Origin of the sequence: Geodermatophilus sabuli, from assembly GCF_900215145.1 — a bacterium.
GTDB classification, from domain to species: domain Bacteria; phylum Actinomycetota; class Actinomycetes; order Mycobacteriales; family Geodermatophilaceae; genus Geodermatophilus; species Geodermatophilus sabuli.
Map to the genome: position 1 here is coordinate 117014 of NZ_OBDO01000011.1, position 14621 is coordinate 131634.

General features: G+C 76.2%; 13 protein-coding genes. 2 read left to right on the forward strand and 11 right to left on the reverse strand.

Annotated elements, in window-relative coordinates; translation table 11 throughout:
* Positions 1-73: 73 nt before the first annotated feature.
* From CRP39_RS21990 to CRP39_RS22010, 5 genes are all read right to left on the reverse strand, one after another.
* Entirely contained in the window at positions 74-1255 is a 1182-nt protein-coding gene (locus CRP39_RS21990) for an MFS transporter (RefSeq protein WP_097208530.1), read from the reverse strand.
* 117 nt (positions 1256-1372) lie between these two features.
* A complete protein-coding gene (locus CRP39_RS21995; protein ID WP_097208531.1) occupies positions 1373-2137 on the reverse strand; it encodes an esterase/lipase family protein in 765 nt (254 codons plus the stop codon).
* Positions 2138-2185: 48 nt separating this feature from the next.
* Positions 2186-3181, reverse strand: coding sequence for a GNAT family N-acetyltransferase (locus tag CRP39_RS22000; protein WP_097208532.1), 996 nt, complete (start codon positions 3179-3181; stop codon positions 2186-2188).
* Between the two features lie 44 nt (positions 3182-3225).
* Positions 3226-4116, reverse strand: a complete 891-nt coding sequence (locus CRP39_RS22005) for a polysaccharide deacetylase family protein (protein WP_097208533.1) — start codon at positions 4114-4116, stop codon at positions 3226-3228.
* A 45-nt stretch (positions 4117-4161) separates the two neighbouring features.
* Positions 4162-5130, reverse strand: a complete 969-nt coding sequence (locus CRP39_RS22010; RefSeq protein WP_097208618.1) for an asparaginase — start codon at positions 5128-5130, stop codon at positions 4162-4164.
* Between the two features lie 216 nt (positions 5131-5346).
* On the opposite strand from CRP39_RS22010, the gene CRP39_RS22015 reads away from it, so the two are divergent.
* Positions 5347-6732, forward strand: coding sequence for a carotenoid oxygenase family protein (locus CRP39_RS22015; protein WP_097208534.1), 1386 nt, complete (start codon positions 5347-5349; stop codon positions 6730-6732).
* A gap of 40 nt (positions 6733-6772) precedes the next feature.
* Here the strand turns inward: CRP39_RS22015 and CRP39_RS22020 are convergent, their stop codons facing one another.
* A complete protein-coding gene (locus tag CRP39_RS22020) occupies positions 6773-8038 on the reverse strand; it encodes a cytochrome P450 family protein (protein WP_097208535.1) in 1266 nt (421 codons plus the stop codon).
* A 150-nt stretch (positions 8039-8188) separates the two neighbouring features.
* On the opposite strand from CRP39_RS22020, the gene CRP39_RS22025 reads away from it, so the two are divergent.
* Complete coding sequence (locus CRP39_RS22025; protein WP_216359863.1) at positions 8189-10909, forward strand: PEP/pyruvate-binding domain-containing protein; 2721 nt, start codon at positions 8189-8191, stop codon at positions 10907-10909.
* Positions 10910-10964: 55 nt separating this feature from the next.
* Here the strand turns inward: CRP39_RS22025 and CRP39_RS22030 are convergent, their stop codons facing one another.
* The 5 genes from CRP39_RS22030 to CRP39_RS22050 are packed head-to-tail and all read right to left on the reverse strand — an operon-like array spanning position 10965 to position 14558.
* Positions 10965-12536 carry a polyamine aminopropyltransferase gene (locus CRP39_RS22030; RefSeq protein WP_097208537.1) on the reverse strand — a complete coding sequence of 524 codons (1572 nt, stop codon included), beginning with the start codon at positions 12534-12536 and terminating at the stop codon, positions 10965-10967.
* Between the two features lie 4 nt (positions 12537-12540).
* Complete coding sequence (locus CRP39_RS22035) at positions 12541-13005, reverse strand: DUF350 domain-containing protein (RefSeq protein WP_216359864.1); 465 nt, start codon at positions 13003-13005, stop codon at positions 12541-12543.
* Between the two features lie 46 nt (positions 13006-13051).
* Positions 13052-13456 (reverse strand): DUF4247 domain-containing protein, encoded by a 405-nt coding sequence (locus CRP39_RS22040; RefSeq protein ID WP_216359865.1) that lies wholly within the window; start codon positions 13454-13456, stop codon positions 13052-13054.
* Positions 13453-13962, reverse strand: a complete 510-nt coding sequence (locus CRP39_RS22045) for a DUF2617 family protein (protein WP_097208539.1) — start codon at positions 13960-13962, stop codon at positions 13453-13455. Before CRP39_RS22045 ends, CRP39_RS22040 begins: the two co-directional genes overlap by 4 nt.
* On the reverse strand, positions 13959-14558 hold the full coding sequence (locus CRP39_RS22050; protein WP_097208540.1) for a DUF4178 domain-containing protein: 600 nt from the start codon (positions 14556-14558) through the stop codon (positions 13959-13961). The genes CRP39_RS22045 and CRP39_RS22050 overlap by 4 nt, the downstream gene beginning before the upstream one ends.
* Positions 14559-14621 lie beyond the last annotated feature (63 nt).

Genomic DNA, 14621 nt, shown 5'->3' on the forward strand with positions numbered 1-14621 from the left:
GGTCCTCCTGGACTATCGAATGACGGTAACGATACATCGCTACCGTCATTCGTCAAGCCGCCGGACGCCGCGGTCAGGAGCCGGACCGGGGGCCCCGCAGCTCCTGCCACAGCCAGACGGCGAGCGCCACCGGCACCGCCACGAACGCGGCCATCGCCGGCACGGTGCCGAGGGTGGAGCCCAGCCAGGCCAGCAGCAGCGGGGTGCCGAACCCGGTGTAGGCGAAGGCGTAGAAGGCGCTGTTCATCGCGCCCCGGGTGTGCGGCGGCGCCAGCCGGGCGGTCAGGGTCAGCCCGGCGGTGAGGCACAGTCCGCCGCCGGCGCCCAGCAGCACCGCCGCGGGCAGCAACAGCGCCTCGGACCCGGCCACGACCGCGGCCACCCCGAGGCCGTGGCCGAGCGCGCCGAGCGCCATCCCGAGCGGTGCGGCGCCGCGCTCGGCCCGGCGTCCGACGCGGGCGGCGACGGCGCTCGCGGCCAGCGCGAGCCCGCCGATCAGGCCGGCGTAGGCGACGCCGACCCCGTCCCGCACCACGAGCAGCGGCAGCAGCGTGGCCGCGATGGCCGGGAACGCGAACACGCCCACCGCGGTGGGGGCCAGCACCGCCCGGAACGGCCGGCGCGCCTCCGGCGGCAGGCCGAGCGTCATCAGCCGGCCCGGACGCCGGGCGCGCACGGTCTCCGGGACGGTGACCAGCGCGCCGATGCCCACGGTCAGGACGGCGACGTGCACGAGGTACGGCAGCGTCGTCGGCGCCGGCCCGTACTGGGCGAGCACCCCGCTCATGGCCGGGGCGACGGCGAAGCCGAGGGACGTCGAGACCGCGCCGCGGGTGGCCGCCGACTGCTGGCCCTCCGGGCCGGCCAGCTCCTGCAGCCAGGCGTTGGCGACGGAGAACACGACCCCGGACACGACGCCCTGCAGCAGCCGGCCGGTGTAGAGCAGGGGGAGGTGGTCGACGGCGGGGAGGAACAGCAGGGAGACGAGGCCGGCGACGACCGCGAACGGCAGGACGAGGGCGCGCCGGCCGAACCGGTCCGACGCCGCCCCGGACACCGTGAGCGCCGCGATCAGCCCGACGGCGTAGCAGCCGAAGACGGCGGTGAGGTCGGCGTCGGACAGGCCCAGGGTGCGCCGGTAGACCAGCAGCAGTGGCGTGGGGATGTTGGTGCCCAGGGCCACCGTGAACAGCCCGAAGGTGAGGGCGTCGAGGTGCCGCCGCGTGGGGTCGCGCTGGAGCGTGGCCTCCGGCATCCGTCGGACGCTACCGGTCTCCCCGGTCTCCCCGGTCTCCCCGGTCTCCCCGGTCCGCCCGGTCCACCCGAGCGTCCGGGTTCCCGATCACGGAGCCCACCGTCCGCGCGGAGCGGGTCAGCGACGCCGTGGGAAGAACGGGCGCAGGGCCGGCGGCGGGGAGAAGGGCCGCCAGCTGCCCTCCGGCGCGCCCAGCCGGTCGGCGAGCAGCCACAGCACGGCGGGGTTGTGGGCCAGGCCGAGGTGGCTGCCGCGCACCTCGACGTTCTCGCGGTGCCGGCCGGGCGGGTAGCGGCACGCGGTCCAGTCGACGATCCCGTCGGACCGGGTGAGCACCGAGGTGGCGGGTACCCGCAGCGAGCCCGCCTCGGCCCAGGGGCGCGCGAAGCCGCCGGTGCCCGGGGCGAGCCGCGTCCCCTGGTCGACCAGCTGGGACAGTGTGCGGACCCACGGCGGGTGCCGGAGGACGGGCGTGCCGAGGGTGACCAGTCTGCGCACGCTCCCCGGCCTGGCCCGGGCGAGCTCCTGGGCGTACAACCCGCCGAGGCTCCAGCCGACGAGGCTCACCCGCCTGCCGGACTCGCGGTGCAACCGGTCCAGCCGGGCGCGCAGGTCCCGCACGACGCGTCCCGTGGGACCCCGGTTCGTGCCCAGGCTCCAGCCGGACACGTGGTGCCCCAGCGCGCGGAGGACCCCGCGGAGCAGCACCGTGGACGGGTCGCCGGTCAGGAGTCCCGGGAGCACGAGCACCGGGTGCCCGTCCCCGCGCCGGGCCGTCGCCAGCAGCGGCCAGGTCGCCAGCAGGGCGGCGAGGTCGATACCGGCCCGGGGCGGCTCGGTCAGCAGCAGGGCTCGGGGAAGGCGGCGTCGGGTCGTCGGCACACCCCCTTCCTTCCCCGGCTGCGGGCCGCCGTCCCACCGTTTGCGGGGTCAGATCCGCCGGGACCAGGTGGACAGCCGCCCGGCGCGCCGGAAGCCCAGCGCCTCGTTGACCGCGACCATCGCCCGGTTGGACTCCGCGTTGTAGGTGGTGATGCGGCGGACCGCCGGCAGCGTCGCGGCCACCTCGCGCAGCACCGCGGCCTTGACCAGGGCGCCGAGCCGGCGGCCACGGTGCTCGCGCAGGACCAGCGTGCCGCCCTGCTGGGCCAGTGCCGGGTGCTCCAGGGGCACCTGCAGGTCGGTGAAGGCGACCAGCCGGCTCCCGGTCACGGCCCCGGCGGAGAGCACCGTCCGTCCCCGGGCGAGGTGCGCGTCCTCGTACTCGCGCACCCGCGCGGCGTCCCAGTGCTCCTCCTGGACCGGGAGGTCCCCGTGCGGGGCGTCGGTGGTCATCCGGCGCTCCAGCAGCGCCCGGTCGTCGAGCAGCGCGTCCGGCGTCCGGTCCCGCCAGGTGACCACCTCGTAGCCACGGCCGGCGGCGCGCGCCTGCTCCTCGAGCGCGCACAGCCGCGCCTCGTCGGGTGGCAGCAGCAGGTCGCGGCGGCTCTCCGCCAGGTCGCAGCGCCATCCGTGGCGCAGCGCGAAGCCGCGGCCGGCCACCTGCGGACCGGGCTCGTCCACCTCGGTGACCACCTCGGTGCGGCCGGCGGCCCCGGCCAGCCGCACCGCCTCGGCCAGCAGCAGACCGCCGATCCCCCGACGGCGGTGCCCGGGGTGGATGGCCAGGTCGACGTGCGCGACGGTCGGGTTGTCCCGCACCGGCAGCAGCAGCCGCAGCGCACCCACCACGGCGTCCCCGAGGAGGAGGGCCCGGTGGGTGCCCCGCAGCGAGCCGCCCGGTGCCAGGAGCCGGCGCGCCAGGGCGACGTGGTCGCTCGCCGGCCGCGGCGGGTCACCGGGCCGGTCCGCGCGCTGGCTCGCCGCCCAGACCCGGCACCAGGCAGTGAACCGCTCGTCGTCCGGGCCGGTCTCCGCGATGCGCACGTCCCCGTCCTACCGCCCCGGGCAACCGGGTTCCGGCGGCCGGCTCACGCCTCCGGACGCCGGCGCGGACAGCGGCGCAGGAAGTCCTGGGCGATCTGGTCGAAGGTCGCCCACGTGACGCCCTCGTGGCCGTTGATGTGCTCGATGAGCCGCTCCAGGGCCAGGAGCACCTGCGGGCGCCCGGACACGTCGGGGTGGACGGTCATCGTGAACACGGCGTGGTCCTGCTCGCGGTACACCCAGTCGAACTGGTCCCGCCAGGACTGCTCGATGTCCCGGGGGCTGACGAACCCGTGGCTGTTGGGGCTGGTCTTGACGAACATCATCGGCGGCAGGTCGTCGAGGTACCAGTTCGCCGGGATCTCCACGAGGTCGGTCTCCTCGCCGCGGACGAGGGGCCGCATCCACTCCCGCGCCGGCTTGGAGTAGTCGATGTTCGTCCAGCTGTCGCCGACCCGGACGTAGTACGGCTCGAAGTCCCGGTGCATCAGCGAGTGGTCGTAGGTGACCCCGCGTTCGAGCAGCAGCTCGTTGGTCACCGTGCTGAACTCCCACCACGGTGCGACGTAGCCGGTGGGACGGCGGCCGCTGCGCTGCTCGATCAGGTCGATGCAGTGGTCGAGCACCGCCTCCTCCTGCTCCCGGCTCATGGCGATCGGGTTCTCGTGGCTGTAGCCGTGCAGCCCGATCTCGTGCCCGGCGGCGACGCAGGCGTCGAACTGCTCCGGGAAGGTCTCGATCGAGTGACCGGGCCAGAAGAAGGTCTGCGTCAGCCCGTGGCGCCGGAACAGCTCCTGGACGCGGGGCACCCCCACCTCCCCGGCGAACAGGCCCCGGGAGATGTCGTCGGGGGAGTCCTGCCCGCCGTAGGACCCCAGCCAGCCGGCCACCGCGTCGATGTCGACGCCGAACGCCACCAAGATCTCCTTGCTCATCCCTGTCAGCTCCTCCCCGGGGGCCGGACGACTCCCCGACGTGGGTCAGCCGGGCAGCCGGTCGGCCAGCACCCGGAACGGATCGCGCGGGTCGAGGGAGAGGGCGGCGGCGAGCAGCAGCCGGCCCTGCCAGGGGCTCAGGTCGCCGGCGAACCGCGCCCCGGCCCGGGCCAGGCCGGCGCCCCCGCCGGCGTAGAGCGGGGCGACCGGTCCGGACGGCACCCGGGAACACACGAGCACCGGGACGCCGCGGGCCACCAGCCGGCCGGCCTCCTCGGCGATGGCGGGAGGGGCGTTGCCCGCACCGAGGGCCTCCAGCACGACCCCCGCCGCGCCGGCGTCGACGGCGGCGCGCAGCAGGGCCGCGTCCGCGCCCAGGTAGCAGGGGATGACGTCGACGCGCGGCAGCTCCCGGTCCAGGTCGAGCGGCAGCGGCCGGTGCCGGACCGGGCGGGCCAGCGGGACGACGGACTCGTCGCCCACCTGCAGCAGCGGCCCGCGGCCCGGCGCGGCGAAGGCGGCGGTGCGGAGCGTCTCCACCTTGCGCACCCCGCGGCCGGCGAAGACCAGCCCGTCGAAGCACAGCAGCACGCCCAGCTCCCGGGACAGCGGGGAGGCGGCCACCCGCAGCGCGGCCGAGAGGTTCGCCGGCCCGTCCGGCGCGGGGGAGTCGAACGGCCGCTGGGCGCCGGTGAAGACCACCGCACGCGGGTCGTCGTGCACCAGGTCGGCGAGGTAGGCGGACTCCTCCATCGTGTCGGTGCCGTGCGTGACGACCACGCCGTCCACGTCGTCGGCCAGGTGCCGGCGCACCTCGGCCACCAGCCCCCGCAGGTCGGCGGAGGACAGCGCGAAGCTGGCGACCGTGGTCAGGTCCGCGACGCCGACCTCGACACCGGGAGGACGGCCGGCCGCGGCGAGCAGCTCGGCCGCCGTCGTCGTGGCCGTGAGCCCGTCGGCGCTGCGCCGGCTGGCGATGGTGCCGCCCGTCGCCAGGAGCTGGACCCGTCCCACGCACCCTCCCGGTCCGCCGGTGGCGCCGCCGTCGGGGCGGCCGGCGCGCTGCCCGACCAGGTCACCACGTCGGCGGCCCCGGCGCACGTCGTCGGCCGTCCCCGGGGCCGGGCCTTCCGGCCGGGCCCTTCCGGTGGTACGGCGGAGAGGGCCAGACTCCCGGGTGCAGGGCAACCACACGGCGGCGCACGCCGACGCTCCCCCGAGGGGACTCCGATGCTCGACCACCCGATGCTCGACCCCAGCCGGTTCGTCCAGGGGCCCTTCGCGCCGGTCACCGAGGAGGTCACGGCGTTCGACCTGCCGGTGTCCGGCCGCCTCCCGGCCGAGCTGAACGGGCGGTACCTGCGCAACGGGCCCAACCCGCTGGGCCTGGACGAGCCGGTCCGGCACTGGTTCCTCGGGCCCGGCATGGTGCACGGCGTCCGCCTGCGCGACGGCCGGGCCGAGTGGTACCGCAACCGGTGGGTCCGCTCCCGGCAGGTGGCCGGGGCACTCGGCGAGCCGTGGCCGGGCGGACCCGTGCACGCCGACATGGACTTCGCCGCCAACACCCACGTCATCGCCCACGCCGGGCGCACGCTGGCGACCGTCGAGGCCGGCGCGCTGCCCTACGAGCTCACCGACGACCTCGACACCGTCGGCCCGTGCGACTTCGGCGGCACGCTGCCCGGTGGCTACGCGGCGCACACCAAGCTCGACCGGCGGACCGGGGAGCTGCACGCGGTCGCCTACTTCTGGGCGTGGGACCACGTGCAGCACGTCGTCGTCGGGCCGGGCGGGGAGGTCACCGGCACCACCGACGTGCCGGTGCCCGACGGGCCGATGATGCACGACTTCGCCCTCACCGAGCGCTACGTCGTCCTCCTCGACCTGCCGGTCACCTTCAGCATGGACGCCGCGGCCGCCGGCTCCTCGCTGCCCTACGGGTGGAACCCCGGGCACCGGCCGCGCGTGGGCCTGCTGCCCCGGGCCGGGACGACCCGCGAGGTGCGCTGGTTCGAGGTGGAGCCGTGCTGGGTGTTCCACACGCTCAACGCCTACGACGACGGCGACCGGGTCGTGGTCGACCTGTGCCGCTACGCGGGCTCCTTCGACCTGCCGAACCTGTCCGGGACGGGGCCGCTGACCCTGGACCGGTGGACCGTCGACCCGGTCGCCGGCACCGTGCGCCAGGACCGCCTCGACGACCGCGGGCAGGAGTTCCCGCGCGTCGACGAGCGGGTCGTCTCGCGGCCGCACCGCTACGGCTACAGCGCGGTGACCGGCGAGGTCGGCCGGGCCACCGTCGGGATGGACGGCACCTTCGCCGACGACGCGTTCGCCGACGCCCTGCTCAAGCACGACCTGGGCACCGGCCGGGTCGAGGCGCACCGCTTCCCGCGGGACGCCACCGTGGGGGAGGCCGTCTTCGCCCCGGCGGCACCGGAGGCGGCCGAGGACGACGGCTACGTCCTGGCCTTCGCGCACGACGCGGACCGGGGCGCCGCGGATCTGGTGGTCCTCGCCGCGCAGGACTTCACCGCCCCGCCGGTCGCCCGCGTCCACCTGCCGGCGCGGGTGCCGCTCGGCTTCCACGGCAGCTGGGTCGCCGACGCGTGAGGCGCTGCCCGTGATCCCGGGGCCACGGGCAGCCGCCCGCTCACCCCGGGCCGGGGCCGGCGGTGTCCCGTAGCCGCACCGGCAGCCGGGTCAGCCCGCGCATCAGGATGCTGGCCCGCCAGCTCAACTGGTCCGGCTCGACCGCCAGCGCCAGGTCGGGGAAGCGGGCGAGCAGCGTCCGGAACGCCACCTCACCCTCCAGCCGCGCCAGCGGGGCGCCGAGGCAGTGGTGGAGCCCGAAACCGAACGCCAGGTGACCTGAGGCGTCGCGGTGCAGGTCCAGGTCCTCGGCGGAGGGGTAGTGGTCCGGGTCGTGGTCGGCGGAGGCCAGGGCGACCAGCACCACCTCGCCGGCCGGGATGGGGACGCCGCCGATCTCGACGTCCTCGGTGGTGTGGCGGAACGTGGCCAGGTTGACCGGGCCGTCGAACCGCAGGAACTCCTCCACGGCCCGGGGGACGAGCTCCGGGTCGGCACGCAGCTCCGCGAGCCGGTCGGGACGACGGAGGAGTGCCAGCACGCCGTTGCCGATGAGGTTGACCGTCGTCTCGTGGCCGGCCACCAACAGCAGGAACGCCATGGCCACCGTCTCGTCGGCCGAGAGCTGGTCGGCGTCGGCCGAGGCGGCCACGATCGCGGACAGCATGTCGTCCGCCGGTCTGGCCCGCTTCTCGGCGACCAGGGCGGTGAGGTACTGCGCCATCGCCGCCCCCGCGGCCGTGCGTGCGGCAGCGTCGCCGTCGGACGACAGGAGCGTGTTGGACCACCTCCGGAACGTCCCGCGCTCGGCGTCGGGCACCCCCAGCAGGTCGCAGATCACGCTCATGGGCAGCGGGAAGGCGAAGGCGTCGAGCAGGTCGACCTCGGGGGGACCGGCGGCCATGCGGTCGGCGAGCTCGGTGGCGATCGCCTCGATCCGCGGCCGCATGCCGGCGATGGCGCGCATCGTGAAGGCCCGGCTCACCAGCTTGCGCAGCCGGGTGTGGTCGGGCGGGTCGGAGCTGAGCATGTGCCGGCTGAGTTCCTGGGCGAACACGGTCCGGCGCTCGGCGGGCAGCGGGTGCCGTTCCAGCACCCGGGCGAACCCGGCCGCGTCCTTCGCCAGCCGGGGGTCGTTGAGCGCTGCCCGCGCATCGTCGTAGCGGGTGACCAGCCAGACCGGGAGGCCCACCGGGGTCCGCCCCCGCGCGACCGGGTCCTCGGCGCGGAGCCGCGCGTACAGGGCGTACGGATCGGCGAAGAAGGCCGCGTCGAGCTCCACCACCGTGCCCGCGGTCCGTGCGGCACCCGACCGGCCGTGTTCCATCGTGCGAGGTTCCCCCCGGGTCCGCCGACGGCACAACCCCCGTGGGAGCGGCTCCGGTCCGCCGGGCGTGAGGGGCGATCGGCGGTCGCCGGGTGCGGGTCCGGAGTAGCGTCCGGACCGCTGCGCCGGTGACGACGGCGGGAGATGGTCGTGGGGACGACGTCGCAGGTGGGCGGTCGAGGAGAGGACACGCCCCCGCTCGTCGTCGGGCTCCGGGACGTCGACGCCGGCGCCGGCGAGCGCGTCGGGGGCAAGGCCGCGAACCTGGGCGAGCTGATCGGCGCGGGCCTGCCGGTGCCGGACGGCTTCTGCGTGACCACCGACGCGTACCGCGACCTGGCCGCCGCGGCGGACCTCACCGACGTCATCGACGCGTTGGCCGACACCGCGGCGGACGACCTGGTCCGGTCCGCTGAGCTGGCCCGGCGAGCGCGGGACCGGATCGTGTCCACCCCGGTGCCCGCACACGTGGCGCAGGCGGTGACCGCGGCCTACCGGGAGCTCGGCGGGTCGACGGTGGTCGCCGTCCGCTCCTCGGCGACGGCCGAGGACCTGCCCTTCGCCAGCGCCGCCGGCCAGCAGGACACCTTCCTGGGGGTGGTGGGCGCGGATGCCGTCCTCGACGCGGTCCACCGGTGCTGGGCGTCCCTCTGGACCGACCGGGCCGTCGTCTACCGGGTCCGCAACGGGATCGACCACGCGACCACGCGCCTCGCCGTCGTGGTGCAGCGGATGGTGGACTCCGCGGTTGCGGGCGTGCTGTTCACGGTCAACCCGGTGACCGGACGGCGCGGGGAGACCGTTGTCGACGCCAGCCCCGGCCTCGGCGAGGCCGTCGTCAGCGGCGCGGTCAACCCCGACCACTTCGTCCTCGACAGCCGGACCGGCGCCGTGCTGGAGCGACGTCTGGGGGACAAGCGCCTCGTCGTCCGGGCCCGCGCGGGCGGCGGGACGGAGACCGTCCCCCAGCCGGCATCCGAGGTCGCCTGCCTGTCCGACGACCAGCTCCGCGCGCTGGTCCGGCTCGGCGCCCGCGTGCAGCAGCACTACGGGCAGCCGCAGGACACCGAGTGGGCCATCGACGGGGCCGGCGCCCTCTGGCTCACGCAGGCCCGGCCGGTCACCACCCTGTTCCCGCTCCTGGACGGCGACCCGGCGGGGGACGGGATCCGCGTCTTCTTCTGCTTCAGCCTGGCGCAGGGGCTGACCCGTCCCCTGACCCCCCTGGGGGTGTCCGCGATCCGGCTGATCGGCTCCTCCATCGCCCGCCTCTACGGCCGCCCGCCGGCGGACCCGGTGGCCGGGCCACCCGCGATCCGGGAGGCCGCCGGGCGGCTGTTCTTCGACGTCACACCGATCCTGCGCAGCTCCGCCGGACGGGCGGTGGTCCCCCGGGTGCTCGACGTCATGGAGGCCCGCTCGGCCACGGTGCTGCGCGGGCTGTTCGGCGATCCCCGGCTCTCCGTCGTGCACCCGTCGTGGGCGCCGGTCGTCCGGCGGCTCGCGGAGGTGGCGGCACGCTCCGGGATCCCGCTCCAGGTGGTGCAGGCGGTGGCCCGGCCGGCAGCGGCACGGCGTCGCCTCGACCGTCTCGGCGCGGGGCTGCGGGCCCGTCCGGTGCCGCCCGCGTCCGCGACTCCGGCCCGACGTCTGGAGTTCGTCGTCGGGCTCCTCGGCGAGGCCGCGGTCCGGATCGTCCCGCGGGTGGCGCCGCCCGCGGCCACCGGGTTCGCCATGCTGTGGCTGGCCGGGCGGCTGCTCGGGGCCGACGCCCGGCCCGGGGACCTGGCGACCGTCCTGCGCGGTCTCCCGCACAACGTGACGACGGAGATGGACCTCGCGCTGTGGAGCGTGGCGACCGCGGTCCGGGCCGACGAGGCCGCCGCGGCGGCGGTGCGATCGGCGTCGGCCGCGGAGCTGGCCGAGCGCTACCGGACCGGGACGCTGCCCCGCGTCCTGCAGGACCGGCTGCGGGACTTCCTCGACCGCTACGGCCACCGCGCCGTCGCCGAGATCGACGTCGGCCTGCCCCGCTGGGCCGAGGACCCCGCCCACGTGATCGGCGTCCTCGGCAACTACCTGCGGCTCGACGACCCGGACCGGGCTCCGGACCGGGTGTTCGACCGCGGCGCCGCGGAGGCCCGGGCCATGGTGTCGACGCTGACGGAGCGGGCCCTGCGGCGTGGCCGGCTGCGGGGGAGGGCCGTGGGCTTCGCCCTGGACCGGGCCCGGCAGCTCGCGGGGATCCGCGAGCTGCCCAAGTACCTCATCGTGCAGGTCCTCGCCCAGGCCAGGCGCGAGCTCCTGGCGATCGGGGCGGAGCTGGCCGCCGCGGGCCGCCTCGCGGACGCGGCGGACGTGTCTTTCCTCGACCCGCGCGAGGTCGCGGCCGCCCTCGACGGCCGCGACGTGCGGGACGTCGTCGCCGGCCGGCGCGCGGGCTACGACCGGGAGATGAGGCGTCGGCACGTGCCCCGCGTGCTGCTCAGCGACGGCACCGAGCCGGAGGCGCGCGCAGGGACCCCGCCGGCGGCGGACGGTGCCCTCGTGGGCACCCCGGCATCCGCCGGGACCGCCACCGGCCCGGCGCGCGTCGTGCTCGACCCCGTGGGTGCGCACCTCGTCCCGGGCGAGGTCCTCGTCGCGCCGTCCACCGACCCCGGCTGGACCCCGCTCTTCCTCACCGCCGGTGCGCTGGTCATGGAGATGGGCGGGGCGAACTCCCACGGCGCGGTGGTCGCCCGCGAGTACGGCATCCCGGCGGTGGTCGGCGTACCGGATGCCACCGGCCGGATCGCGACCGGCCAGCAGCTCACCGTGGACGGCACGCGCGGCCTGGTCTCGGCCGTCGACGGAGAGCTCCAGGGCTGAGCGCCGGCGCCCCCGGGACGGGCCGGACGCACGCCTCGAGGGCCCGGCGGCACCGCTATCCCGCGTACCCGTGCCGCATGTCCTCGACGATCCGCGGCTGGTCCAGGGTCGAGGGCGGGAGCGCCTGGGGGCCGCGGTCGGCGGAGAACACCCCGGAGGCCCGCAGCACCGCCGGGTCGAGGAACCGCAACGAGGGGGCCTGCGGCGACAGGCCCAGGTCGGGCGCCGCGTCGCCGGCCCGCGCCAGCGCGAAGCCCCAGTCGCCGAAGCTCGGCACGTGCACGTGGTACGGCGTCGCGCGCAGCCCGGCGGACTCCAGCGTGCTGACCGTGCGCCAGTAGGCGGTCGGCGTGGAGTAGGGGCTGCCGGCCTGCACCGTCACCAGCCCGCCGGGTGCCAGCACGCCGGACAGGAGCCCGTAGAACTCCGTCGAGTACAGCCGGCCGAGGACGGGCGTGTCCGGGTCGGGCATGTCGACGACGACGGCGTCGAAGTCCCGCCCGGTGGGCCGGCGGAGCCAGCGGAACGCGTCGTCGACGACGACGTCGACCCGCGGGTCGTCCAGGGCGCGGTCGTTGAGGCCGGCCAGCCGGGTGCGCGCCAGCTCGACGACGGCCGGGTCGAGCTCCACCTGCACGACCTGCCGGACCGACGGGTGGCGGAGCACCTCCCGCGCGGCCAGCCCGTCGCCGCCGCCCAGGATGAGCACCCGCGCCGGGTCGCGGGCCAGCGCGGGGTGGACCAGGGCCTCGGTGTAGCGGTGCTCGTCGGTGCTGGCGAACTGCAGGTCGCCGTCGAGGAACAGCCGGAGGTCGCCGGCCCGCTCGGTCACCACGATCTCCTGGTGGTCCGAGCGCACGGCGGCGACGATCGGGTCGGAGTAGAGCCGCTGGCGTGCCGTCACCTCGACGTCCTGCGCCCGCACGAGCAGCACCCCCAGCACGGCGGCCGCCGCGAGCAGCGCCGCGGTGGCCGCCCGGCGGGACCGCGCGCTGAGCTGCCGCCGCAGGAGGAACCCGGCGACGACGGCCGCGGCCACGAGGTTGACCACGCCGGTGAGGGCCGCGCCGCGGATCTGCCCGGCGAGCGGCAGCAGGACGAACGGCCAGACCAGCCCGCCGAGCAGGGCCCCGGCGTAGTCCGCCGCGTTGAGGTCGGCCAGCAGCTTGCCCGTGCCCTCCGCGTCGATGCCGGTGCGGCCCGACTGCAGCAGGGTCATGAGCAGCGGCACCTCGGCGCCCACCAGGACGCCCAGCACCCCCGTGGCGACGAGCAGGACCGCGGTGCTGGTCCCGTAGAAGGAGAAGGTGACGTAGAGCGTGACGGCACTGAGGCCGCCCGCGACGCCGAGAACGATCTCCACGGCGACGAAGGTGGCGGCCGCGTGCCCGAGGAACGGCTTGACCAGCAGCGCCCCGGCACCCAACGCCGCGACGAAGCCGGCGACGATCAGCGACGTCTGCCTGATCCCGCCACCGACGAGGCTCGCCGACAGCGTCAGCAGGACCAGTTCGTAGACCAGGCCGCAGGCCGCGCACACCGCGACGGCGGCCAGCAGCAGCGGGCGGGCGCGCAGCGGGAGAGGGGTGCCCGTGGCGGCCCGGGCCCCGGCCGTCGATGCGGTCACCGGATCAGGACAGCGCGGCGGCGTTCACCGCGCCGATCGCCACCAGGCTGCTGGCCACCGCCCACGCGGTGCCGGTCATGTGGGGCGTGTTGACGACGTCGCGCAGGTGGCCCGGCACGACGACGTCGAGCAGCCGCAGCGCCAGCGCCTGCAGCACGACGCCGAGCAGCCCGTAGACCGCCGAGTCGACCAGGCCCTGGGCGAGGCGGTCGGCGCTGGTCATGATCGCCGTCACCACGATGATCGCCAGCGCCAGGTGGTTGCCCGCGAGCAGGATGGCGGCGTTCGGGTTGTGGTCGACGTAGACCTGGGTGCGCAGGTTCCCGGGGGTGAGCAGGTCCAGGGCGAGGAAGCCCACGGTCAGCACGGCGAGCCCGACGATGAAGAACAGCAGGGTCGCCACCACGCCCTGGGCGAGCAGGCCGCCGTCGACCGAGCCGAACTGCAGCGCATGGGTTGTCGCGCTCACGTGTCACTCCTGGGGACGGGGATCGGGGGAGAGGGTGGCGATGACGTCACTTGCCGTCGCCCGGGCCGCTCCCGGCGCCGCCTCCGGCGGGGGAGCCGGGCCGGAACCCGGGGCCGAGGAAGACGAAGGCGCCGCGACTGTAGCGGCCGTCGACGTCCTCGACCTGCACGGTGCTGCCGCTCCCGGCCGGGCTCACGATGACGATGTCGTCGTCGTAGCGCAGGTACTCGTTGCCGCCGTCGGCCGCGCGCTCGGCGGGCGGCACCGCGTCGACGATCGCCGTCGTGGTGGTGCCGACGGGGTCCGACGAGCTGTAGACGGCGGTGTCCCCGGTGGAGGTCTGCAGGGAGTAGGTGTCGCGGAGGAAGTCCCGGACCTGGTTGCCGCTGCCGCACGCGGCCAGCAGCAGGACCGCGGCCACGAGGACGGCGGTCCACCGGCGCGCGGTCACGGCGTCCACCGGCTGCGGGTCGTGACGATCTCGCCGGTGGCCCCGGCCGGGTACAGGTGCCAGGTCTGCCACGCCCAGCCGCCCTCGGCGAGGGCCGCGCCGGTCAGGGCGGTGAGGGCGCTGTCGGAGCCGGGGAACCGCCCGCACAGCCAGGCGGGGTCCTCCGCGGCGCGCGCCCGCAGGTCGCCGGCGGTGGCGTCGAGCTCGGCGCGGGACACCGCGGACACCGACGACCTGATCTCGAAGCCGCCGGAGCGCAGGTGCCGGGGGAGCGCCGTGCCCCCGGCCGGCAGCGCGTCGCAGGACACCTGCTCGGTGAGCTCGTGCCCGGGGACGGTCGCGGTGACCACGTGCGAGGCGCCCAGCACCCCGAGGCGGAGCGTCCCCCCGTGCGTGGCCCGCAGCCGGACCTCGGCCAGCGCCGCCGGTGCGGGGGCGTGCAGCAGCAGACCGAGGGCGCCGGCGGTGACGTCGCGCGGCGGCACATCGAAGGAGAGCAGCGTCATGCCTCGGGGGTCCGGTGGTAGACGGTCAGCTCGCCGCGGGTCACCGCGCGCCCGGTCGAGACCTCCCAGGACTGGGTCGGCGCCCAGCGCTCGAAGGCGATGAGGCCGGTGCGGTCCCGGGTCGCGTAGTCCGCGTAGTCGACCGTCCCGCTGGCGGGAGTGCCGGTGGTGCCCTCCGCGGTGTAGGAGGCGCGGCCCCGCTCGAGCTGGTGGTGGACCCGGTCGTCGAGGACGACGTCCCCGTCCGGGGTGAGCCCGGTGCCCTCCCGGCGCATCCACAGCGTCATCTCGAGCTCGCCCTCGTCGTCCTCCACGGTGAGCCAGCGCCGTCCGGTGGAGCCGTCGAGCAGGTGCTCGCGCCAGGTCGTGCCGCCCTCCTCGAGCACGATGGTGCCGCGCACCACGTGGTCGATCCCGGCGTAGGTGATGACGTCGCCGACGCCGATCGCGTGGGGGTCGTAGACGTCCGGCTCGTCGGCCAGCGGGTCCACCCGGCGCGGGGTGGGCCGCCGCGCCAGGTTCCGCCGGCGCAGCACCAGGATGACGACGGCCAGCACGGCCAGGAGCGCCAGGAGGACGAGCAGCACCTCGGTCATGGGGCCGCCTTCCTGCGGAGGGGTCGAGGCCTGGCCGACCGTATCCCGACAACCCGGCCCGGG

What these genes read in the sequence shown, in the direction of transcription:
- CRP39_RS21990 (WP_097208530.1), bottom strand. Translation starts at nt 1,255, where the DNA reads ATGCCGGAGGCCACGCTCCAGCGCGACCCCACGCGGCGGCACCTCGAC.
- CRP39_RS22005 (WP_097208533.1), bottom strand. Translation starts at nt 4,116, where the DNA reads ATGAGCAAGGAGATCTTGGTGGCGTTCGGCGTCGACATCGACGCGGTG.
- CRP39_RS22015 (WP_097208534.1), top strand. Translation starts at nt 5,347, where the DNA reads ATGCTCGACCACCCGATGCTCGACCCCAGCCGGTTCGTCCAGGGGCCC.
- CRP39_RS22020 (WP_097208535.1), bottom strand. Translation starts at nt 8,038, where the DNA reads ATGGAACACGGCCGGTCGGGTGCCGCACGGACCGCGGGCACGGTGGTG.
- CRP39_RS22045 (WP_097208539.1), bottom strand. Translation starts at nt 13,962, where the DNA reads ATGACGCTGCTCTCCTTCGATGTGCCGCCGCGCGACGTCACCGCCGGC.
- CRP39_RS22050 (WP_097208540.1), bottom strand. Translation starts at nt 14,558, where the DNA reads ATGACCGAGGTGCTGCTCGTCCTCCTGGCGCTCCTGGCCGTGCTGGCC.